General features: G+C 59.3%; 19 protein-coding genes. 5 read left to right on the top strand and 14 right to left on the bottom strand.

Annotated elements, in window-relative coordinates:
* Positions 1 to 40: 40 nt before the first annotated feature.
* On the bottom strand, positions 41 to 1,816 hold the full coding sequence (gene gcl / locus JQ845_RS12110) for a glyoxylate carboligase (protein ID WP_010656420.1): 1,776 nt from the start codon (positions 1,814 to 1,816) through the stop codon (positions 41 to 43).
* Positions 1,817 to 2,083: 267 nt separating this feature from the next.
* On the opposite strand from gcl, the gene JQ845_RS12115 reads away from it, so the two are divergent.
* Positions 2,084 to 2,524, top strand: a complete 441-nt coding sequence (locus JQ845_RS12115; protein ID WP_003441948.1) for a GlcG/HbpS family heme-binding protein — start codon at positions 2,084 to 2,086, stop codon at positions 2,522 to 2,524.
* A gap of 392 nt (positions 2,525 to 2,916) precedes the next feature.
* Here the strand turns inward: JQ845_RS12115 and JQ845_RS12120 are convergent, their stop codons facing one another.
* Entirely contained in the window at positions 2,917 to 3,522 is a 606-nt protein-coding gene (locus JQ845_RS12120; RefSeq protein ID WP_003441950.1) for a TetR/AcrR family transcriptional regulator, read from the bottom strand.
* Positions 3,523 to 3,655: 133 nt separating this feature from the next.
* Here JQ845_RS12120 and JQ845_RS12125 point away from each other — a divergent pair, with 133 nt between their 5' ends.
* Positions 3,656 to 4,597, top strand: a complete 942-nt coding sequence (locus tag JQ845_RS12125; protein ID WP_203009031.1) for a DUF808 domain-containing protein — start codon at positions 3,656 to 3,658, stop codon at positions 4,595 to 4,597.
* Here JQ845_RS12125 and JQ845_RS12130 read toward each other — a convergent pair.
* Positions 4,587 to 5,786 (bottom strand): MFS transporter, encoded by a 1,200-nt coding sequence (locus JQ845_RS12130; protein ID WP_003441954.1) that lies wholly within the window; start codon positions 5,784 to 5,786, stop codon positions 4,587 to 4,589. The genes JQ845_RS12125 and JQ845_RS12130 overlap by 11 nt on opposite strands.
* A gap of 116 nt (positions 5,787 to 5,902) precedes the next feature.
* Here JQ845_RS12130 and JQ845_RS12135 point away from each other — a divergent pair, with 116 nt between their 5' ends.
* A complete protein-coding gene (locus tag JQ845_RS12135; protein WP_003441956.1) occupies positions 5,903 to 6,505 on the top strand; it encodes a TetR/AcrR family transcriptional regulator in 603 nt (200 codons plus the stop codon).
* Between the two features lie 19 nt (positions 6,506 to 6,524).
* On the opposite strand, the gene JQ845_RS12140 is transcribed toward JQ845_RS12135, so the two are convergent.
* The 8 genes from JQ845_RS12140 to puuE all read right to left on the bottom strand — a co-directional run bounded on the left by JQ845_RS12140 (position 6,525) and on the right by puuE (position 14,482).
* Positions 6,525 to 7,310: an outer membrane protein OmpK gene (locus tag JQ845_RS12140; RefSeq protein ID WP_003441958.1), complete on the bottom strand. Its 786-nt coding sequence runs from the start codon at positions 7,308 to 7,310 to the stop codon at positions 6,525 to 6,527.
* Between the two features lie 358 nt (positions 7,311 to 7,668).
* On the bottom strand, positions 7,669 to 8,454 hold the full coding sequence (locus JQ845_RS12145) for an outer membrane protein OmpK (RefSeq protein WP_003441959.1): 786 nt from the start codon (positions 8,452 to 8,454) through the stop codon (positions 7,669 to 7,671).
* A gap of 122 nt (positions 8,455 to 8,576) precedes the next feature.
* Positions 8,577 to 9,941, bottom strand: a complete 1,365-nt coding sequence (locus JQ845_RS12150) for a nucleobase:cation symporter-2 family protein (protein ID WP_003441961.1) — start codon at positions 9,939 to 9,941, stop codon at positions 8,577 to 8,579.
* Between the two features lie 84 nt (positions 9,942 to 10,025).
* The gene (locus tag JQ845_RS12155) at positions 10,026 to 11,315 is read right to left on the bottom strand and encodes a urate hydroxylase PuuD (protein WP_010656415.1); all 1,290 of its coding nucleotides are present in this window, start codon (positions 11,313 to 11,315) and stop codon (positions 10,026 to 10,028) included.
* Between the two features lie 49 nt (positions 11,316 to 11,364).
* Positions 11,365 to 11,868: an ureidoglycolate lyase gene (locus JQ845_RS12160; protein WP_003441966.1), complete on the bottom strand. Its 504-nt coding sequence runs from the start codon at positions 11,866 to 11,868 to the stop codon at positions 11,365 to 11,367.
* 115 nt (positions 11,869 to 11,983) lie between these two features.
* A complete protein-coding gene (gene alc, locus JQ845_RS12165) occupies positions 11,984 to 12,979 on the bottom strand; it encodes an allantoicase (protein WP_003441968.1) in 996 nt (331 codons plus the stop codon).
* A gap of 61 nt (positions 12,980 to 13,040) precedes the next feature.
* On the bottom strand, positions 13,041 to 13,556 hold the full coding sequence (uraD, locus tag JQ845_RS12170) for a 2-oxo-4-hydroxy-4-carboxy-5-ureidoimidazoline decarboxylase (RefSeq protein WP_003441971.1): 516 nt from the start codon (positions 13,554 to 13,556) through the stop codon (positions 13,041 to 13,043).
* Positions 13,553 to 14,482 carry an allantoinase PuuE gene (gene puuE, locus JQ845_RS12175; protein ID WP_003441974.1) on the bottom strand — a complete coding sequence of 310 codons (930 nt, stop codon included), beginning with the start codon at positions 14,480 to 14,482 and terminating at the stop codon, positions 13,553 to 13,555. The genes uraD and puuE overlap by 4 nt, the downstream gene beginning before the upstream one ends.
* A 372-nt stretch (positions 14,483 to 14,854) precedes the next feature.
* Between puuE and uraH the strand changes: the two genes are divergently transcribed.
* Positions 14,855 to 15,208, top strand: a complete 354-nt coding sequence (gene uraH, locus JQ845_RS12180) for a hydroxyisourate hydrolase (protein WP_003441977.1) — start codon at positions 14,855 to 14,857, stop codon at positions 15,206 to 15,208.
* Positions 15,209 to 15,335: 127 nt separating this feature from the next.
* On the opposite strand, the gene JQ845_RS12185 is transcribed toward uraH, so the two are convergent.
* From JQ845_RS12185 to JQ845_RS12195, 3 genes are all read right to left on the bottom strand, one after another.
* Complete coding sequence (locus JQ845_RS12185; protein ID WP_003441992.1) at positions 15,336 to 15,962, bottom strand: LysE family translocator; 627 nt, start codon at positions 15,960 to 15,962, stop codon at positions 15,336 to 15,338.
* A 68-nt stretch (positions 15,963 to 16,030) separates the two neighbouring features.
* A complete protein-coding gene (locus JQ845_RS12190; RefSeq protein WP_003441995.1) occupies positions 16,031 to 17,380 on the bottom strand; it encodes an NCS2 family permease in 1,350 nt (449 codons plus the stop codon).
* A gap of 258 nt (positions 17,381 to 17,638) precedes the next feature.
* Positions 17,639 to 18,079: a MarR family winged helix-turn-helix transcriptional regulator gene (locus tag JQ845_RS12195; RefSeq protein ID WP_003441996.1), complete on the bottom strand. Its 441-nt coding sequence runs from the start codon at positions 18,077 to 18,079 to the stop codon at positions 17,639 to 17,641.
* A gap of 82 nt (positions 18,080 to 18,161) precedes the next feature.
* On the opposite strand from JQ845_RS12195, the gene JQ845_RS12200 reads away from it, so the two are divergent.
* Positions 18,162 to 19,328, top strand: a complete 1,167-nt coding sequence (locus tag JQ845_RS12200; protein ID WP_003441999.1) for an aminotransferase-like domain-containing protein — start codon at positions 18,162 to 18,164, stop codon at positions 19,326 to 19,328.
* Positions 19,329 to 19,330 lie beyond the last annotated feature (2 nt).

The following is a 19,330-nucleotide window of genomic DNA, read 5'->3' on the forward strand; positions in this document are numbered from 1 at the left end:
AAGGGGATGCCCCTCCCCGAAGTGAGAGGGGCGCAGTCAGTCAGTCAAGCATCGAAATGGCGGTCGGCGCGTCGTTGCCTACCAGCGCCAGGTCTTCAAATTCATTGACTGCGTTGATTTCAGTGCCCATCGAAATGTTGGTCACACGCTCCAGAATGATTTCCACCACCACCGGTACGCGGAACTCCTTGATCAGCTCTTGAGCCTTGCGCAGTGCCGGCTGGATGTCGTTCGGTTCGAAGACCCGCAGTGCCTTGCAGCCCAGGCCCTGGGCGACGGCTACGTGGTCGACGCCATAGCCGTTGAGCTCCGGAGCATTGAGGTTATCGAAAGACAGCTGCACGCAGTAGTCCATTTCAAACCCGCGCTGTGCCTGGCGAATCAAGCCCAGGTAGGAGTTGTTCACCACCACATGGATGTACGGCAAGTTGAACTGTGCGCCGACGGCCAGCTCTTCGATCATGAACTGGAAGTCGTAGTCGCCGGACAGGGCCACGACATTGCGCTGCGGATCGGCCTTGACCACCCCCAGGGCTGCCGGAATGGTCCAGCCCAGCGGGCCGGCCTGACCGCAGTTGATCCAGTGGCGCGGTTTGTACACGTGCAGGAATTGCGCACCGGCAATCTGCGACAAACCGATGGTGCTGACGTAGCAGGTGTCTTTGCCGAACACCTGGTTCATCTCTTCGTACACCCGTTGCGGTTTGACCGGCACGTTGTCGAAGTGGGTCTTGCGGTGCAGGGTGGCTTTGCGCTGCTGGCAGTCTTGTAGCCAGGCGCTGCGGTTTTTCAGGATGCCGGCGGCTTTCCATTCCCGGGCTACTTCAAGGAACATCCTGAGCGCCGAGCCGGCGTCGGAAACGATGCCCAGGTCGGGAGTAAATACCCGGCCAATCTGGGTCGGTTCAATGTCGACGTGGATGAATTTGCGGCCTTCGGTGTAGACATCGATCGAGCCGGTGTGGCGGTTGGCCCAGCGGTTGCCGATGCCCAGCACCAGGTCGGATTTGAGCAGGGTGGCGTTGCCGTAGCGATGGGAGGTTTGCAGGCCGACCATGCCCACCATCAGCGGGTGATCGTCGGCAATGGTGCCCCAGCCCATCAGGGTTGGAATGACCGGGATCCCGGTCAGCTCGGCAAACTCCACCAGCAGTTCACTGGCGTCAGCGTTGATCACGCCACCGCCACTGACCAGCAGCGGGCGCTCGGCCTGGTTGAGCAGGTGCAAGGCTTTCTCGGCCTGGATCCGGGTCGCCGTCGGCCTGGACAGCGGCATCGGTTCGTAGGCGTCGATATCGAATTCGATTTCTGCCATTTGCACATCAAACGGCAGATCGATCAGCACCGGTCCGGGACGCCCGGAGCGCATTTCGTAAAAGGCCTTCTGGAAGGCATAAGGCACCTGGCCCGGCTCCATGACCGTGGTTGCCCACTTGGTCACGGGCTTGACGATGCTGGTGATGTCCACGGCCTGGAAGTCTTCTTTATGCATCCGCGCACGCGGGGCCTGGCCGGTGATGCACAGAATCGGGATCGAGTCGGCAGAGGCGCTGTACAGGCCGGTCACCATGTCGGTCCCGGCGGGGCCGGAGGTGCCGATGCACACGCCGATGTTGCCGGCTTTGGTGCGGGTATAACCCTCGGCCATATGCGAGGCGCCTTCGACGTGGCGAGCAAGGACGTGATCGATGCCGCCGACCTTTTGCAGGGCAGAGTACAGCGGGTTGATCGCGGCGCCCGGGATACCGAATGCGGTATCGACACCTTCGCGACGCATCACCAGAACGGCGGCTTCGATTGCTCTCATTTTGCTCATCGTTTTGTGCCTCTTACGTTTTATAATTGTATACAAGTGGCTGTTTGGCGAGTGTATTCATGCTCCGGTGCGCAGGTCAATGGGTTTTGTAGAATCAGTTTGTAATAGCCGATCCCCCTTGTAATAGGGCGCAAGGCCTAATGATTTAGGGTTTTCCATTTAAAAATTGTATACAAATAAATTATTTATTGTGTTCTATTGGTTGTATTGAGTTCGCCCATAGAGGCGCGCGAAAGGCTTTCCAATAACAAAATAAGGACGGCAACCATGAGTGCTTTAACCTTGAAAGTCGCTTTAGACCTGACCGCACAGGCCTTGAACACAGGGCGCCGGATAAGCGCCGCCCCATTGACCGTGGCGGTGCTGGACAGCGGCGGGCATTTGCTGGCGCTGCAGCGCGAAGATGGCGCCAGCCTGCTACGGCCCAGCATTGCCATTGGCAAGGCTTGGGGCGCGATTGCACTGGGTAAGGGCTCGCGTTTGCTGGCGCTGGATGCACAGCAGCGCCCGGCGTTTTTCGCCGCGCTGAACGGCATGGGCCAGAGTGACGTGGTGCCTGCGCCGGGCGGGGTACTGATTCGCGATGCTCAGGGGCAGGTGATAGGCGCCATGGGTATCAGCGGCGATACCTCGGATATTGACGAGCAATGCGCCATCAGTGCGATAGAAGCCCAGGGCTTGCGGGCGGATGCGGGGGTGGCGGTGTAGTCCGTTATTGGCTCGCCGCTTGTTGTAGGAGCGAGCTTGCCTCGCGATCTGTTTTAAAGGCTCGCGAGGCAAGCTCGTTCTTACAGAGGGCAGGGGGTGGTCAGTCAGGTGCCTCGCGTCTGTTTTAAAGGCTCGCGAGGCAAGCTCGCTCCTACAGGGGCAGGGGGTGGGCAGTCCGGTGCTTTGCGTCTGTTTTAAAGGCTCGCGAGCAAGCTCGCTCCTACAGGGGGCAGGGGGTGGGCAGTCCGGTGCCTCGCGTCTGTTTTAAAGGCTCGCGAGGCAAGCTCGCTCCTACAGGGGGCAGGGGTGGGCAGTCCTGTGCCTCGCGTCTGTTTTAAAAGCTCGCGAGGCAAGCTCGCTCCTACAGGGGCAGGGGCAGGGGCAGGGGGTGGTCAGTCCGGTGCACATCCCTTGAGCACCAGGCGGATGATGGTCTGGGCCGCGGCTTCGTAGTCGCTGTCTTGCAGTTTGGCTTTGCCGGTGATGGCCGAGATCTGCCAGTCGAAGTCGGCATAGGTCTGGGTCGCTGCCCAGATACTGAACATCAGGTGATGGGGGTCGATCGGCGCAATCTGGCCACGGTCGATCCAGGTCTGGATGCAGTCAATGTTGTGTTTGGCCTGGACGTTCAACAATTGCACCTGCTGCTCGCTCAGGTGCGGGGCGCCATGCATGATTTCGCTGGCGAACACTTTTGACGCAAAGGGCAGGTCGCGGGAAATCATGATTTTGGAACGGATGTAATTGCTCAGTACGGCATTGGGTTCGCCGTCGGCATTGAACGGGGTCGATGCGCGCAGAATAGGGTCGATAATGCTTTCGAGGACCTCGCGGTAGAGGTTCTCCTTGGATTTGAAGTAGTAGTAGACATTGGGCTTGGGCAAGCCTGCCTTGGCGGCGATGTCGCTGGTTTTGCTGGCGGCGAAACCCTTGTCAGCGAACTCTTCGCTGGCGGCACGCAAAATCAGTTCTTTATTACGCTCGCGGATACTGCTCATAAACCCGATATTTCCTTGCCTGGTTGGGCGGTCGGGCATGGTAGCACCGGGCTTGCGGGCTGCTCAAGATTGCAGCCTGAGGGCTGGCACGCGCTATGCTTGGCACCATTCAATCTGGAAGGGAAGTTTGCCCATGGCAGGCAGTAGTTTACTGGTGTTGCTCGACGATATCGCCGCAGTCCTTGATGACGTCGCGCTGATGACCAAAGTGGCCGCCAAAAAGACCGCCGGGGTGCTGGGGGATGACCTTGCACTCAACGCGCAGCAGGTCTCTGGCGTAAGGGCTGACCGGGAGTTGCCGGTGGTGTGGGCGGTAGCCAAAGGCTCGTTTCGCAACAAGCTGATTCTGGTGCCCGCGGCGCTGGCCATCAGTGCGTTTGCGCCGTGGGCCGTGACGCCGCTGTTGATGCTGGGCGGTGCTTACCTGTGTTTTGAGGGTTTTGAAAAACTCGCCCATCCGTTTATGCACAGCAAGGCCGAAGATCAGGGCAAGCACCAGGCGTTGCAACAGGCGGTGGCCGATGCAGAAGTCGATCTGGTGGCTTTCGAGAAAGACAAGGTCAAGGGGGCCATACGCACCGACTTCATTCTGTCGGCCGAAATTATCGCCATCACCCTGGGGATCGTGTCCGAATCGCCGTTGCTGCAGCAGGTCGTCGTGCTCAGCGGTATCGCCATTGTGATGACGGTGGGGGTTTATGGCCTGGTGGGCGGCATCGTCAAACTGGATGACGCCGGCCTGTACCTGAGCCAGAAAACCGGTGATGGTGTGTGGTCAGGTTTCCAGCGCAGTTTCGGCCGAGGTTTGTTGAGTACCGCGCCGTACATGATGAAAAGCCTGTCGGTGATCGGCACCGCGGCCATGTTTATGGTCGGTGGCGGCATCCTCACCCATGGCGTACCTGCGGCCCATCACTGGATCGAAGGCGTGGCTGCAAGCAGCGCCCAGTGGCTGGGTGTGGTCTCGGCCATAGTCCCGACCCTGCTCAATACCGTGGCCGGCATTGTTGCCGGCGCGGTGGTGCTGGCCGTGGTGGCGGGCGTGAGCAAGGTCTGGCGCGCCATCAAAGGCTAGGACGAACCGTGGTGCTGCGTTGCAACAAGCGATAACCCAGTACGGCAACCAGCAGCATCACGCTCCCCGCCGCCAGCGATACGCCAAACCCGGCCTGGGCACCGTAAGCATCAATGACCCAGCCGCCAAGCACGGCGCCCAGGGCAACCCCCATGCCCAGGCCGGTGATCATCCAGGTCAGGCCTTCGGTGAGCTTGGCCGGCGGCACTATGTTTTCCACCAGGCCCATGGCGGTAATCAGGGTCGGGGCGAAGAACAGCCCGGCGACAAACATGGCGCCGGCCAGGGTGGCGATGCTGTCGGCCCACATCAGCGGCACCATGGTCAATGCGGTGGCCAGCGCACCCAGCAGGAACAGTTTGGGCAACGGCATGTTCAGCTTGAGCGTGCCGAACACCAGTCCGACGATGCACGATCCCAATGCGTACACCGACAGCACAATACTCGCGGCGGCGGGTTGGCCTTGCTGTTGGGCGAAGGCAACACTGACCACATCCACGGTGCCGACAATCGTCCCCAGCCCCAGCAATGCCAGGAGCAATATCATCACTGCACCCTGACTCAGGACGGTGCCGTTGTTGTCGGCGCTGCGCGGGTGCACGGGTGGCTCGGTTTTGCGTTGCAGTACAAATGCAGTGACCCCGATCGCGAGGAAAATGGCGGCCGCCAGAGGGCCGGCCTGGGGAAACAGCGCCACGCTCAGCCCCACGGAAATCGGCGGGCCAATAATAAAACTCACCTCATCGAGTACCGATTCGAACGAGAACGCGGTATGCAGTTTGGGCGAGCCGCGAAACAACTCGGTCCAGCGTGCGCGGACCATCGCCGACATGCTGGGAATGCAGCCGGCCAGCGCGGCGAAGACGAAGAGAGTCCAGTCCGGCGCCGCGAAATGACTGCACAGCAGCAATGCCAGCAACGCCCCCACGCCGATGGCGCTAATGCCGGGCAGCACGCGGCCCTGGCCGTATTGATCGACCCAGCGCGAGATCTGCGGTGCCAGCAATGCCATGGACAAGGCAAAGGTTGCTGCCACGGCACCAGCCAGCCAGTAGGAGTCGCGCAGTTGCGCCAGCATGGTAATGATGCCGATCCCGACCATGGAAATCGGCATGCGGGCGAGCAGGCCCGCACCGCTGAAAGCCTTGGTGCCGGGGGCGCTGAAAATCTCGCGATAAGGGTTGGCCATACAAGCTCCGGAGCAGTCATCTGACCGCGTCACATACGCGGCGTATGCAGAAATATACGCATACGCTGCGTATGTCAATTAACATACGCGACGTATCTGAAATTAGGGGGACAGGCATGGCGCCCAAAGTGCGGTCACAAATGATTGAACAAACCCGTGGCAAGCTGCTCGATGCAGCGCGTCAGGCGTTTGGCTCGATCGGTTATGCGCAGACGTCGATGGATGAACTCACTGCTTCGGTGGGGCTGACCCGGGGTGCGCTGTATCACCATTTTGGCGACAAGAAGGGGTTGTTGCAGGCCGTGGTGCAGCAAGTCGATGCCGAGCTGGATGTACAGCTGGCAGAGGCCTTTGCCCGGGCGGCGAGCCCGTGGGACGGTTTTAAAGGGCGTTGTCGGATGTTTCTGGAAATGGCACTACAGGTGGAGGTGCAGCGGATCATGCTGCGCGATGCGCCGTCGGTGCTGGGGTCGCAGTACCTGCAGAGCAGCCAGTCGGACTGCAGCGCTTCAATGGCGGCGATGCTGCAAGGCTTGATGGACACCCGGGTGATTCAGGCCACCGATCCCGAAGCCCTGGCACGGTTGATTCAGGGTGGTTTGATGGACCTGTCGTTCTGGATTGCCGGGGCCGACAACCCGCCACAGCGTCTGGCGGCGTCTCTGGACAGCCTGGACCTGATGCTGCGCGGGTTGCTGCTGGCGCCCCAGGCGCAGTGAAGCGCCCGGGGCCCGGGTATCAGAAGTGGTACTTGACCAGCAGGCTCGCAGTGTCCTGATTGGTTTTGAACGCGCCGCTGTCTTCGATGCCGTATTTGTTTTTCCAGTAGTCGTATTCAATACCGACGTACAGCTGCTTGGCGCCCCAGCTCAATGCCTTGCCCAGGTCATATTTGATCTGCGGGTTGAAGTGCAGGTTGGCGTGGTAGGTGCCGCGCGAGTTCTGGTCGTTGTCGACCACCCAGTCCATGTAGCCGTCGATCAGCACATCGGAATTGCCCAGGGGCAGGGTGTAGGACCACACCGGGGTGATCTGCCACACGCCACGGCCGGCACGGTTGCCTTCAGGGAAGCGCTGGTAGAAGTTCAGCTGGAAGTAGTCGAAGCCCGGTACGTTCAGGTCGAAACCCGGACCGATCAGGTAGGCATCGGTGTCGCCTTCGCCGAACTCGTAAGTCATGGCCAGCAGCACGTCTTTGATCGGACCGAACTCAAACTTCTGGTCGAAGATCTTGCCCATCGACAAACGCGGGGTGAACTCGCCGTAGTAAGTGTTCGGGCCTACGTTGCCATCTTTTTTACCGTTGTAAAAAATACGGTCGACGAAGAGAAAGTTGTCACCGTACTTCCAGCTGTCAGCGTGCTCGAAGGTCAGGGTCTGTTGAATTTTCGGGTTGACCTGGAAGTCCTTGCCGTACAAGTAAGTCAGGCTGTTGGTTTGCCATTGCAGCAGGTCGCCGGCAACTGCCGGTGCCCCGCCAAGCATGCTCCCCGCAAGCATCAGGCTGGTCAGAATGCGCTTCATTCGGTTGCTCCAAAAATTAAAAATTCTGCATTGATAAGAACGTAACGCTCTGTTCCGGCGCCTTGATTCCTCTGTTTAAAACTTGCCCTTTCGGTCAACTTTAATACCTGTAGCAAGTGCCGGGCCACGGCGGTTTGGCGGCCAACGTAAATCCCTCGGCTGTCGTCTGACAGTTGAGTGGATAGAGCGCTAAGGCGGCCGTAAGCCCTTGGTTTAACTGTATTAAGTTGGCTTTGAAGTCAGCTTTGAACAACGCTCACCCGTGAGCGGGCGCGCAGGATACGGGCTCCGGGGCCGGTACTCAAGTGCCCTGTCATTGCGCATGTCGGGCAATCACAGGGCATCGCAGAGGCTTGATCTAGAAGTGCACTTTCACCAGGGCGCTGGCAGTGTTCTGATTGGTGTCCAGACGGCTGCTGCTATCGATGCCGTACTTGTCCTTCCAGTAACTGTATTCGATGCCGACATACAATTGTTTTTCACCCAGATTGAGGGCTTTGCCCAGGTCGTACTTGATCTGCGGATTGAAGTGCAGGTTGGCGTGGTAAGTGCCCCGTGAGTTGCGGTCGTTGTCCACCACCCAGTCCATGTAGCCATCGATCAGCAGGTTGGAGCGGCCCAAGGGCAGGGTGTAGGAAAACGACGGAGTGATCTGCCAGGTTCCGGTGCCGGGACGCGGCCCTTCGGTGTGACGGCGATAGAAGTTGAGGGTGAAATAATTGAACCCGGGTACCGCCAGGTCAAAGCCCGGGCCGATCAGGTAGGCCTCGCTGTCGCCTTCGCCGTACTCGTAAGTCATGGCCAGCAATACATCCTTGACTGGACCGAACTCCAGTTTCCGCTCGAATATCTTGCCGAACGACAGCCGCGGGCTGAACTCGCCGTAATAAGTGTGCGGACCTTTGTTGGGGTCGGCTTTGCCGTTGTAGAAAATCCGGTCGACAAACAGGAAGTTGTCGCCGTATTTCCATTTATCGGCATGTTCAAAGGTGAGGGTTTGCTGGATCGAAGGGTTGATCGCGAAATTCTTGCCGTACAGATACGTCAGGCTGTTGGTTTGCCATACAAACAGATCACCGGCCATGGCCTGACCGGCAGCCAGAAACCCACCCGCGAGCGTGATGCCCCAGTGTTTGCAGTTCATGGGTAATTCCCTTTTTTATTATTTTTAATACCGATGCGCCGATGCACTGTAGGAGCGAGCTTGCTCGCGAGCTTTTCGTTGCTGCGTTAAAAGCTCGCTCCTACAGACAGGCAGATGGGGCATCAGTGCTGATGCACGTGCCCGCTCATGGCGGCGCGACCGGCGCCGCCCAGCACATTGAACAACAGGTTCAGGCTGACCGCGCTGACGGCGGCCATGGCAATGCCGCTGTGGGTGATGGGGCCCATCCACAGTGGCAGGTGGGCGAAGAACTCCGGCCGTACCACCGGAATCAGGCCCATGCCGATACTTACCGCCACCAGCAATTGATTGCGTCGGTCGGCAATGTCCGCTTCCTGAAGGATCTTGATCCCCGTGGCTGCCACCATGCCGAACATGGCGATGGCTGCGCCGCCCAGTACGGCTGGCGGAATCGAGGCCACCAGATAGGCTGCCTTGGGCAGCAGGCTGAGGGTAATCAGGAATACCCCGGCCATGATGGTTACCGAGCGGCAACGCACGCCGGTCATTTGCACCAGACCGATATTCTGGGCGAAGGAGGAGTGGGTAAAAGTGTTGAAGAAGCCGGCCAGGAACGAAGCCCCGGCATCGCACAGCAAGCCGCGGCGCAGCATGCGCGGGGTTACCTCCTGGCCGGTAATTTTGCCCAGGGCCAGAAACATCCCGGTGGACTCGACAAAAATGATCACCACCACCAGACACATGGACAGGATCGGTGCCAGATGGAATTCAGGCATGCCGAAGTGCAGCGGGGTGACCACCTGGAACCACGGCGCCAGACCGATGCCGTTGAGGTCGACCATGCCCAGTGCGCCGGACAATATATAACCCAGGGCCATCCCGATCAGCACCGAAATGTTGACCCAGAAGCCACGCATGAAACGGTTGATCAGCAGGATGGTGGCCAGCACCAGTGCGGCGATGGCCAGGTACATCGGTGAGCCGAACTGTGCCGCGGCACTGCCGCCACCGGCCCAGTTCACTGCCACGGGGAACAGTGACAGGCCAATGGAGGTGATCACGGTGCCGGTCACCAGCGGCGGGAAGAAGCGCACCACCCTGGACATGAAGGGCGCGATGATCATCCCGAAAAAACCGGCAGCAATGGTTGCGCCGAAAATCCCGGTCATGCCGATACCCGGCATTCCGGCCATGGCCACCATGCTGCCGACTGCAGCGAAACTGGCGCCCATCATCACGGGCATGCGAATGCCCATGGGGCCGATGCCCATCGACTGGACGATGGTTGCGATCCCGGCCACCAGCAGGTCGGCGTTGATCAGGAAAGCGATCTCTTCGCGGCTAAGGCCCGCGGCCTGGCCGATAATCAGCGGTACGGCAACGGCGCCGCCATACATCAGCAGCACATGCTGCAAGCCGACCAGAATCAATTGCAACAACGGCAACCGCGCCAGGGGAGGCGGAGCGGTTATGGCGGGTATGCGTGGTTCGGTTAATTCGGACATGCAACACCTCGTTCATTTTTATTGTTGTGAGCTTGTGGTGTGTTTCTGTGACCGCGCCATGGCTGCGGTCACAGAAGGTGTGCGTCAGTTGGTGCGGGCTCCGGTGTTGATCCAGGCGCCCAGAAGGTCACGTTCCTGTTGGGTCATCTGGGTGATGTTGCCCAGCGGCATGATCTGGCTGGCGACGGCCTGGGCCTGAATCCGCGGTGCCATCAACTGGATTTGTTGTGCGGTGTCGAGCATCACGCCCCCGGGGGCCGCGCTGAACAGCGGGCTGGTGGGTGTGGCCGAATGACAGACCGCGCAGCGCTCCTGAATCACAGCGTGCACCTTGTCGAAATCGACGCTGGCCACCGGTGCTGGCGCTGCAGCAGGTGCAGTGACAGGCGCCGGCGCGGTAGCGGGTTTGGCGCCACTGACTGCGGTTTCAGGGATGGGCTGATACTTGATCACCTTGGCCACTTCGGGGGCGGTTGGTGCAGGCTTGGGGCCGGTGACGTATGCCAGGCAGATCATGCCCAGGGCCGCGACCGGCAAGGTCCAGGCAAATTTGTGGCTGTTATGGCGGGTGTTGAAGTAATGGCGTACCAATACTGCCAGCACCGCAATCCCGGCCAGGATCAACCAGTTGTAGGCACTGCCGTAGGTGCTGGGGAAGTGGTTGCTGATCATGATGAACAGCACCGGCAAGGTGAAGTAGTTGTTGTGACGCGAACGCAGCAGGCCTTTGGCCGGCAGGGCCGGATCGGGCGTACGGCCTTCCTTGATCGCGGCCACCAGAGCCCGCTGGGCCGGCATGATGATGCGAAACACGTTACCGACCATGATGGTGCCGATAATGGCGCCCACATGCAGATAGGCGCCTCGGCCGCTGAACACCTTGCTCAGGCCGAATGCGGCAGCTACCAGCAGTACGAACAGGATCAGGCCGAGCAGCGCCGGGCGTTTGCCCAGGGCCGAATCGCACAGAAAGTCGTAAATGAACCAGCCGGCAACTAATGAACCAATGCCGATGGCCACCGCTTGCGGGCCGCTCAGGCTGCTGCCGGGAGCGATCAGGTAAAGTGCCGGGTTGAAGTAGAACACCAGGCACAGCAGGGCGATGCCCGACATCCAGGTGAAATAGGCCTCCCATTTAAACCAGTGCAGGTTGTCCGGCATGGTAGGGGGGGCCAGCTTGTATTTTTCGAGGTGGTAAATGCCGCCGCCGTGGATGGCCCACAAGTCGCCGGCCAGCCCCTCTTTTGGGTTGTTGCGGTTGAGGTTGTTTTCCAGCCAGACAAAATAAAACGACGCGCCGATCCAGGCCACACCGGTAATCATATGAATCCAGCGTACGCTCAGATTCAGCCATTCCATCAGATGTGCTTCCACAGTCTTTACCTCTTGCCTGTCACTCTTGCGTGAGTGATCAGACCTTCTCTTATTGGTGGGGGGCGAGGATCAATCGCTCATCCTCTTTGAAGAAATGCTCATCGCAGTTATTGCCTGTGCCACTGCGATCAACCACCAGGAAGTCATCCCGCTTTTCGATCGTCAGCACCGGATGGTGCCAAACGCCGCGATGGTAATTAATGCCCTGCCTGCCATTACTGACAAAGGCGCGGACCAAGCCTGATACAGGTTCATCGCCAAGTGGCGCGACCACGATCAGAAAGGGGTTGCCGAGCAGCGGGATGAAAGCCTGACTGCCCAACGGATGGCGCTCCAGCATGCACACGGTCAGCGGCATGTCCTGCGCATCGGCGCGGAAAATGCTGATGATGGCCTTGTCTTCCGGCTGCGCGGTTTCGACTTCGGCCAGACGATGAAAGCGCATGGTCGAACCGTTGTTGATCATGAAGTGGTCGCTGCCGTCGGTTTCAATAACGTCACCGAAGGGGGCGAAGGCTTCTTTGGTCAGCGGTTCAATCTGCAATGTGCGCATGGTCTGTCTTCTTTTCCGGATTCTGTGGTGTTGGATCTGTTGTTGTCGCTGGCAAGCCGGCTCCCGCATTGGCATATGCCTGTGGGAGCCGGTTGACCGGCGACGGGGTTATTCCTTATTTAGCGACCTTGCCCAGGATACGCAGGCGGCTTACACCACCGTCCGGGAACAGGTTGAGGCGAATGTGAGTGATCGGGCCCAGGGCTTTGATCTGCTCGCTGAAGCTGTGCTCGGCGTGCATTTCCATCTTCTGTGCAGGCAGCAGTTCACGCCAGAACAGCGATTGGGTTTCGATCTGGCTGTCAGTGCCGCCTTTGACGAACGCACCCTGAATCGAGCAGGTGTCCGGGTAGTTGCCCTTGAAGTGCAGGGTGTCGACGATGATTTTTTCGATCTCGCCGGCATGCCCCAGCGCCACGATCACCCAGTCGTTACCCGGGGTACGGCGGCGTGCGGTTTCCCAGCCGTCGCCCATATTGATGCCGCGGCCCGGGTTGAGGATGTTGCTCATGCGGCCGAAGTGTTCGTCGGAGCAGGCCAGGGCACGGCCACCGTTCAGGGCTGCGGCAAGGTCGACCTGTTCGTTGTCGCCCACTGCCGACCAGTCACGGAACGGCACGCCGTACACGCGAAGACGGGCTACGCCGCCGTCCGGGTAGATGTTGAAACGCAAGTGGCTGAAGGCCTGGTCATTGCTGATTTCGTGGTAGTGGTGGCTGTTGCCTTGCAGTTCGACCGCGGACAGCACTTCAACCCACTGGGTGTTTTCGTTGGGCTCGCCCTGGGCCAGAAAGCAGGCTTCAAGGGAGGCAGACGGCGGGAAGTTGCCGGTGAAGAATGAAGTGTCGATGTCCACGCCTTTGATCGAGCCGGGTACGCCCAGGCGGATCACCGCGCTGTCATAGCCTTCGAAGCGCTTGCGGCGGGACTCCCAGCCGTCCATCCACTTGCCGTTGTCATCGAAAACGCCCTCCTTCCATACGGCCGGGGTCGGCTGGAACATGCGGTTGGCGTCAGCGAACCAGTCATCGGTCACCGAGATAATCTTGGTGCCCAGACGGGCATCGGCCAGGTTGACGAACTTCTCGAAAGGTACGGCGTAAGCTTTCATTCTTCTGGTCTGCCTTTAAATAAGTGGCTGGAGATGCGTGACCGGCAGGTGCCGGCTCGGCTTAGAGCTGGAGTAATCGGAACAGGGCTATTTTGTTGATTTGCGCCAACGCACATTTGAACTCGACGTCTGCCGGGTTGTGGATGCGGGTCTCGAACGCGGCGAGGATCTGGTGCCGGTCGCTGCCTTTTACCGCCATGATGAAGGGAAACTTGAACTTGGCTTTATAGGCCTCGTTCAGCTCGGTGAAGCGCTGAAACTCTTCTTCCGTGCATTGGTGAATACCGGCGCCAGCCTGTTCATGGGTGCTGGCTTCGGTCAGTTGGCCCTGTACGGCAGCTTTGCCCGCCAGGTCCGGGTGAGCATTGATCAGTGCCAGCTGACTGGCGTGATCGGCGCTCAACAAAATGTCACTCATGCGCTGGTGCAGGGTTTCGATCTGGTCGACGCTGCTGTCCAGACCCAGGTCGTAAGCCTTTTCGGCGACCCAGGGCGAGTGTTCGTAAATATCGGCAAAGGCTGCCACGAACGCTTCACGACTCAGGGTTGAAGGCTTGAGAGTTTTGAAGGTGCTCATTGGCCGGTCTCTGCAACAAAAGGGTGGGTGGCGTGCCAGTGCCGGGCGATGTCCACGCGGCGGGTGAACCAGACCTGTTCGTGGCCCCTGGCGTATTCAAGGAAGCGCTTGAGGGCGGCGAGACGCGCAGGGCGGCCAATGAGGCGGCAATGCAGGCCGATCGATAGCATTTTCGGCGACTCTGCGCCTTCGGCGTACAGCACATCGAAAGCATCCTTGAGGTACTGGAAAAATTGCTCGCCGGTGTTGAAACCCTGCACCTGGGTGAAGCGCATGTCATTGGTGTCCAGGGTGTAAGGGATCACCAGATGCGGCTTGCCGGTGGGGTTGTTGGGTTCCCAGTAGGGCAGGTCATCGTCGTAGGTGTCAGAGTCATACAGAAAGCCGCCTTCTTCCATCACCAGCCGCCGGGTATTGGGGCCGGTGCGGCCGGTGTACCAGCCCAGCGGACGCTCGCCACTGATTTCGGTGAGGATGCGGATGGCTTCGAGCATGTGTTCGCGCTCGAGGGCTTCATCCATGTACTGGTAGTCGATCCAGCGATAACCGTGGCTGCAAATCTCATGACCGGCGGCAACCATGGCCCGGATTACGTCAGGGTGACGTTGGGCCGCCATGGCCACGGCGAACACCGTGAGCGGGATATCGAATTCGCGAAACAGCTTGAGCACGCGCCATACGCCGGCACGGCTGCCGTATTCGTACAGGGACTCCATGCTCATGTTGCGCTCGCCCTGCAGCGGCTGCGCCGAAACCATTTCCGAGAGGAAGGCTTCTGATTCTTTGTCGCCGTGGAGGATGTTGCGCTCGCCGCCTTCTTCGTAGTTGAGTACGAAAGACAGGGCGATGCGGGCGTTGTCCGGCCAATGCGGATGCGGAGGGTTGGGACCGTAACCAATCAGGTCGCGTGGGTAGTCAGCGCTCACTCAATCTTCCTTATTGTTTAGTTAACAGTCGATTGGCCAGACCTGGCGTCACTGTGATGGTCTGATTGTATACAACTTTGTAATGCGTTTGTAACCCTGCTTTTGCGCATTTTTACCATGCTTTGTGCGGGAAAGGTACTTGCAAAAAACTTGCCTGATTGGTCAGCTTATGAATATAAAGTCTTTGGCTGCAGCGGTGTTCAAGGAATACGGGGTCCAGGCCTTATGCGCTGTGGCCTGGGTTAATTTGCGTTTTTAATTGTGTACAATTTTTTTAATAAATGTCTTAATCCTGGCTGCGCCGGATCTTTTGACGGGTCAAAAGGGTGCAGCGCCAGTTTTATTTACCGGTTCGGGGAGGTCGCACACGCAATGGGACGTTTGACTACGCACGTTTTGGATGCCGCACACGGTTGTCCGGGCAGTTCGATCAAGGTCGAGCTGTATCGGGTGGAAGGTTCGCAGTTGCAACTGGTCGCCACGGCGCAGACCAACAGCGATGGCCGTTGCGACGCACCGTTGCTGGAGGGTGACACTTACCGTTCAGGGGTTTATCAGTTGCAGTTCAGTGCCGGTGACTACTACCGCGCACGGGGTGTGCAGTTGCCGGAGCCGGCATTTCTGGATGTGGTGGTGCTCAGATTCGGCATCAGTGCCGAGCAGGATCACTACCATGTGCCGCTACTGATTTCGCCGTACAGCTATTCGACGTATCGCGGCAGCTAGGTTTTTCGATCTGCGCATGTGGTTATTTGCCCGCTCGCACTGCGGGCTTTTTTTTGCCCGCAATGTGCGCCAAGCCTGTAGGAGCGGGCTGTTAAAAAGCTCGCTCCTACAGGTGTTATTGCCGGCTTTAGCGGCTCAGCAAAGACGCGGTGCCCGCCACGCCGAACAGGCCGGCACTGATACGGTTGAACCAGCTCTGGCCCTTGCCGCTGCGCAGGTAGCCCGCCGCGCCGTGTGCGCCCAGGCCGTAGGCCAGCTTGCAGAGCAGGTCCAGCACGGTCCAGGTGGCAATCATCACCAGTAACTGCGCCAGGAAAGGCTGATCGGGATCAAGAAACTGCGGCAGAAATGCGGCAAAGAACAGAATGTCTTTCGGATTGCTGGCGCCCAGTACGAACGCGCGTCCAAACAGGGCACTGAAGCGCGGTTTTGGTGCGGCGGCCGGTACGTTGACGGCGGTGGCCGGTTGCCGCGATTGCTTCCAGCTTTGCCAGGCGAGGTAGAACAGGTACAGCGCACCGACGATCTTGAGCGCGCTGAACAACTGCTCCGAGGCCAGCAGCAGGGCCCCCAGCCCCAGTGCCGAAGCGCTGAGCAGGCAAATCGAGGCAATCACGCCACCCAGAAAGGCGGGGTACGAGCGGCGCAGGCCGTAGTTCAAACTGTTGCTGATCATCAGTAACGACAACGGCCCCGGGATAAGGATCACCACCAGTGCCGCGCTGCTGAACAGCAGCCAGGTTTCCAGACTCATTACGTGCTCTCCCTCTTCTAAAAAAGCAAACGCCCCGCACCGGGCGGGGCAGGTCGATATTGCCCTGTTTACAGGTAAATAAACTTGGCAATGAAAATGGCGCAGAGCACCCACAGGCTCACGGATATCTCGCGGTACCTGCCCGTGCCGGCCTTGAGTGCAACGTAGCTGATAAAGCCAAGGGCTATACCGTCAGCCACCGAGAAGGTCAGGGGCATCATGATCATGGTCACAATCGCCGGGATGCAATCGGTAGGTTCGCTCCAGTTGATGTGCTCCATGCCGCCCATCATCAGCATGGCCACGTAGATCAGCGCTCCGGCAGTGGCATAGGCGGGAATCATGCCAGCCAGCGGGGCAAAGAACATCGCGGCGACAAACAGTACGCCCACGGTCACGGCGGTGAGCCCGGTACGTCCGCCGGCCGCAACGCCTGCGGCACTTTCGACGTAGCTGGTGACGGGCGGTACACCGACCACTGCCCCAAATACGCTGGACGCACTGTCAGCCTTGAGGGCGCGGGACAGGTTTTCGATCTTGCCATCCGCTTTCACCAGTCCGGCGCGCTGGGCCACCCCCATCAAGGTGCCGGCGGTGTCGAACATGTGCACAAACAGGAAGGCCAGGACCACGCTGATCATGCTGACGTTGAACACGCCCTTGAGGTCCATCGCCATCCAGGTCGGTGCCAGGCTGGGCGGGGCGGACATGATGCCGTTGTAGTGCACCAGATCCAGGCCCCAGCCCGCCAGAGTGACGGCGATGATGCTGATCAGGATTGCGCCGAACACCCTGTGATAGCTGAGAATCGCGATCATCAGAAAGCACACGGCGGCCAGCAGCGGAGCGGGGTCGCGCAGTGAGCCGAGCTTGATCAGGGTGGCCGGGCTGTCGACGATTATGCCCGAGGTTTTCAGGCCGATGATTCCCAGAAACAGGCCGACGCCGGCGCCCATGGCGTAGCGCAGGCTGGCGGGGATGCTGTTGAGCAACCATTCGCGGACCCGTGACAGGGTCAGAATCAAAAACAGCACGCCGGAGATAAACACTGCGCCAAGGGCGGTTTCCCAGCTATAGCCCATGGTGCCGACCACGGTGTAGGTAAAGAACGCGTTGAGGCCCATGCCTGGCGCCAGGCCTACCGGCCAGTTGGCATAAAGACCCATCAGCATGCTGCCCAGCGCAGCGGCGATGCAGGTCGCGACAAAGGCTGCGCCATGGTCAATCCCGGCATCGGCCATGATGTTGGGGTTGACGAAGATGATGTAGGCCATGGTGATAAAGGTGGTCAACCCGGCAATCAGCTCGGTTTTGACCGTAGTGCCATGCAGCGACAGTTTGAACAGGCGCTCCAGCCAGCCTCGGGAGGCGGGCGGTGAAAGATCCAGGGCGGGTGCTTCTGACTTTTGGCTGTCCACGGTGATGTCCTCAGGCTTTTATTTTTGTAAGGGCGCTGTTTGAGGCGGGCGATGCTTTTCCTGACCTTTGAGTCAGAAATCTGTGTGTGACGAGGATTATGCTTTTGTATACAAAAAAAGCAAATAATGTTTTTCGGATTGTGATCGAAATATAAGCTCTGTTGGAGCGAGCTTGCTTGCGAGCTCTGCGTTATTGCATTGAAAAGCTCGCGAGCAAGCTCGCTCCTACAGATAGGCAGATAGGCAGATAGGCAGCTGTCAGGCCTGGCGGCTTTGGCCTAAAGCCTGATTGATCGCCAGCCAGCCATTGACCGCGTCTTCACCCGCCTGGGCAAATACCCGTTGCAGCAATTTGACTTGCTCGCGGCGCAGGGCTTTTTCGAAACTGACGCCGTCAGCCGTGAGTTCCAGTAGCCGCTTGCGCTTGTCGGTCTCGGGGGCAACGCTGCGTACCAGGTTCATCTCGATCAACTGGCGTAATGGCGTATTCAATGCCTGCTTGCTGACCCCCAGCAATACCAGCAGTTCCTTGACGCTCACCCCGGGGTAGTGGGCGATAAAAAAAACGATGCGCTGATGCACCCGACTCAGCCCGCGGCGGGCCAGCATTTCATCGGCTTTGGCGGTAAATGCTTGATAGCCAAAGAAGAAGGCTTCCATGGCGGCGCGCTGAGTGGTTGGATTTTTAAGGTCAGGCATATTGACGTATCTAGGCTGCGCGGCGTAATTTCGGTCAATCAGTTTGACTTATTTCCAATTACTTCCGCTACCGGTGATCTGTATGGCCTTCTCCGAACGTGTTTCCCGCCTGAAAAGCTCTTTGATTCGCGAAATTCTGGCTGCGGCCCAACGTCCGGAAGTCATGTCTTTCGCCGGCGGACTACCGGCCGAGGCCATGCTGCCCAAGGTCGACTGGACCGACATGCCGGCCTCGATGGGCCAATATGGCATGAGCGAAGGCGAGCCGGCCCTGCGTGAAGTACTGGCCGCAGAAGCCCGCGCCCTGGGGGTTGATTGTGATGCGAGCCAGGTGATGGTTCTCAGCGGTTCGCAACAGGCCCTCGACCTGGCGGCCAAGCTGTACATCGACAAGGGCACCGAAATCATGCTCGAAGCGCCGACCTACCTGGCGGCGCTGCAAATTTTTCAATTGTTCGGCGCCGAGTGCCTGAGCTTCCCGTTGCAAGCCGATGGCCCTGATCTGGCGGCGCTGCGGGTGCAGCTGGAGCAACATCGCCCGGCGTTCATCTACCTGATCCCGACCTTCCAGAACCCGTCTGCCGTGCGTTACAGCGAAACCAAGCGTGACGCGGTAGCGGCATTGCTGGACGAGTTCGGTGTGACCCTGATCGAAGACGAGCCGTACCGCGAACTGAATTTCGATGGCGGCAGCGCCACGCCGATTGTCAGCCGCCTGAAAAAAGCCAGCTGGATCTACACCGGCACCGTGTCCAAAACCCTGTTGCCGGGGCTGCGGGTGGGCTTCCTGATTTCCAGCCCGGACCTGTTCCCGCATCTGTTGCGCCTCAAGCAGTCGGCGGACTTGCACACCAACCGTGTCGGTCAGTGGCAGGCCTTGCAGTGGATCGGCACCGAGAAAATGAGCAACCACCTGGCTGAGCTGCGGGACTTCTATCGCGTGCGTCGCGATGGCTTTCAGCTGGCGCTGCAAGAGCATTTCTCGGACCTGGCTGACTGGCATGTGCCGCAGGGCGGGCTGTTCTTCTGGCTGACCCTCAAGCAGCCGTTTGACACCCGTACCTTGCTCAAGCCGGCGCTGGAGCAAAATGTCGCCTTCATGCCGGGCGAACCGTTCTTTGCCAATCCGGATCAGAATGTCGGCAGCCTGCGTCTGAACTTCAGCCACATCGACCCTGAGCGCCTGCACGAAGGTCTCAAGCGTCTGGCTAACGTGATTCGTCAAGCACAGGCCGCCCAGGCGGCCTGAAG

The organism is Pseudomonas paraversuta (assembly GCF_904063065.1).
Classification (GTDB): Bacteria; Pseudomonadota; Gammaproteobacteria; order Pseudomonadales; family Pseudomonadaceae; genus Aquipseudomonas; species Aquipseudomonas paraversuta.

Excerpts from the sequence above, each read along its gene's own strand:
- JQ845_RS12120 (WP_003441950.1), bottom strand. The coding sequence starts at position 3,522 with ATGAGCAGTATCCGCGAGCGTAATAAAGAACTGATTTTGCGTGCCGCC.
- uraD (WP_003441971.1), bottom strand. The coding sequence starts at position 13,556 with ATGAGCACCTTCAAAACTCTCAAGCCTTCAACCCTGAGTCGTGAAGCG.
- JQ845_RS12145 (WP_003441959.1), bottom strand. The coding sequence starts at position 8,454 with ATGAACTGCAAACACTGGGGCATCACGCTCGCGGGTGGGTTTCTGGCT.
- JQ845_RS12160 (WP_003441966.1), bottom strand. The coding sequence starts at position 11,868 with ATGCGCACATTGCAGATTGAACCGCTGACCAAAGAAGCCTTCGCCCCC.
- JQ845_RS12140 (WP_003441958.1), bottom strand. The coding sequence starts at position 7,310 with ATGAAGCGCATTCTGACCAGCCTGATGCTTGCGGGGAGCATGCTTGGC.
- JQ845_RS12125 (WP_203009031.1), top strand. The coding sequence starts at position 3,656 with ATGGCAGGCAGTAGTTTACTGGTGTTGCTCGACGATATCGCCGCAGTC.
- uraH (WP_003441977.1), top strand. The coding sequence starts at position 14,855 with ATGGGACGTTTGACTACGCACGTTTTGGATGCCGCACACGGTTGTCCG.
- JQ845_RS12195 (WP_003441996.1), bottom strand. The coding sequence starts at position 18,079 with ATGCCTGACCTTAAAAATCCAACCACTCAGCGCGCCGCCATGGAAGCC.
- gcl (WP_010656420.1), bottom strand. The coding sequence starts at position 1,816 with ATGAGCAAAATGAGAGCAATCGAAGCCGCCGTTCTGGTGATGCGTCGC.
- JQ845_RS12150 (WP_003441961.1), bottom strand. The coding sequence starts at position 9,941 with ATGTCCGAATTAACCGAACCACGCATACCCGCCATAACCGCTCCGCCT.
- JQ845_RS12115 (WP_003441948.1), top strand. The coding sequence starts at position 2,084 with ATGAGTGCTTTAACCTTGAAAGTCGCTTTAGACCTGACCGCACAGGCC.
- JQ845_RS12135 (WP_003441956.1), top strand. The coding sequence starts at position 5,903 with ATGGCGCCCAAAGTGCGGTCACAAATGATTGAACAAACCCGTGGCAAG.
- JQ845_RS12200 (WP_003441999.1), top strand. The coding sequence starts at position 18,162 with ATGGCCTTCTCCGAACGTGTTTCCCGCCTGAAAAGCTCTTTGATTCGC.
- JQ845_RS12185 (WP_003441992.1), bottom strand. The coding sequence starts at position 15,962 with ATGAGTCTGGAAACCTGGCTGCTGTTCAGCAGCGCGGCACTGGTGGTG.
- JQ845_RS12130 (WP_003441954.1), bottom strand. The coding sequence starts at position 5,786 with ATGGCCAACCCTTATCGCGAGATTTTCAGCGCCCCCGGCACCAAGGCT.
- alc (WP_003441968.1), bottom strand. The coding sequence starts at position 12,979 with ATGAAAGCTTACGCCGTACCTTTCGAGAAGTTCGTCAACCTGGCCGAT.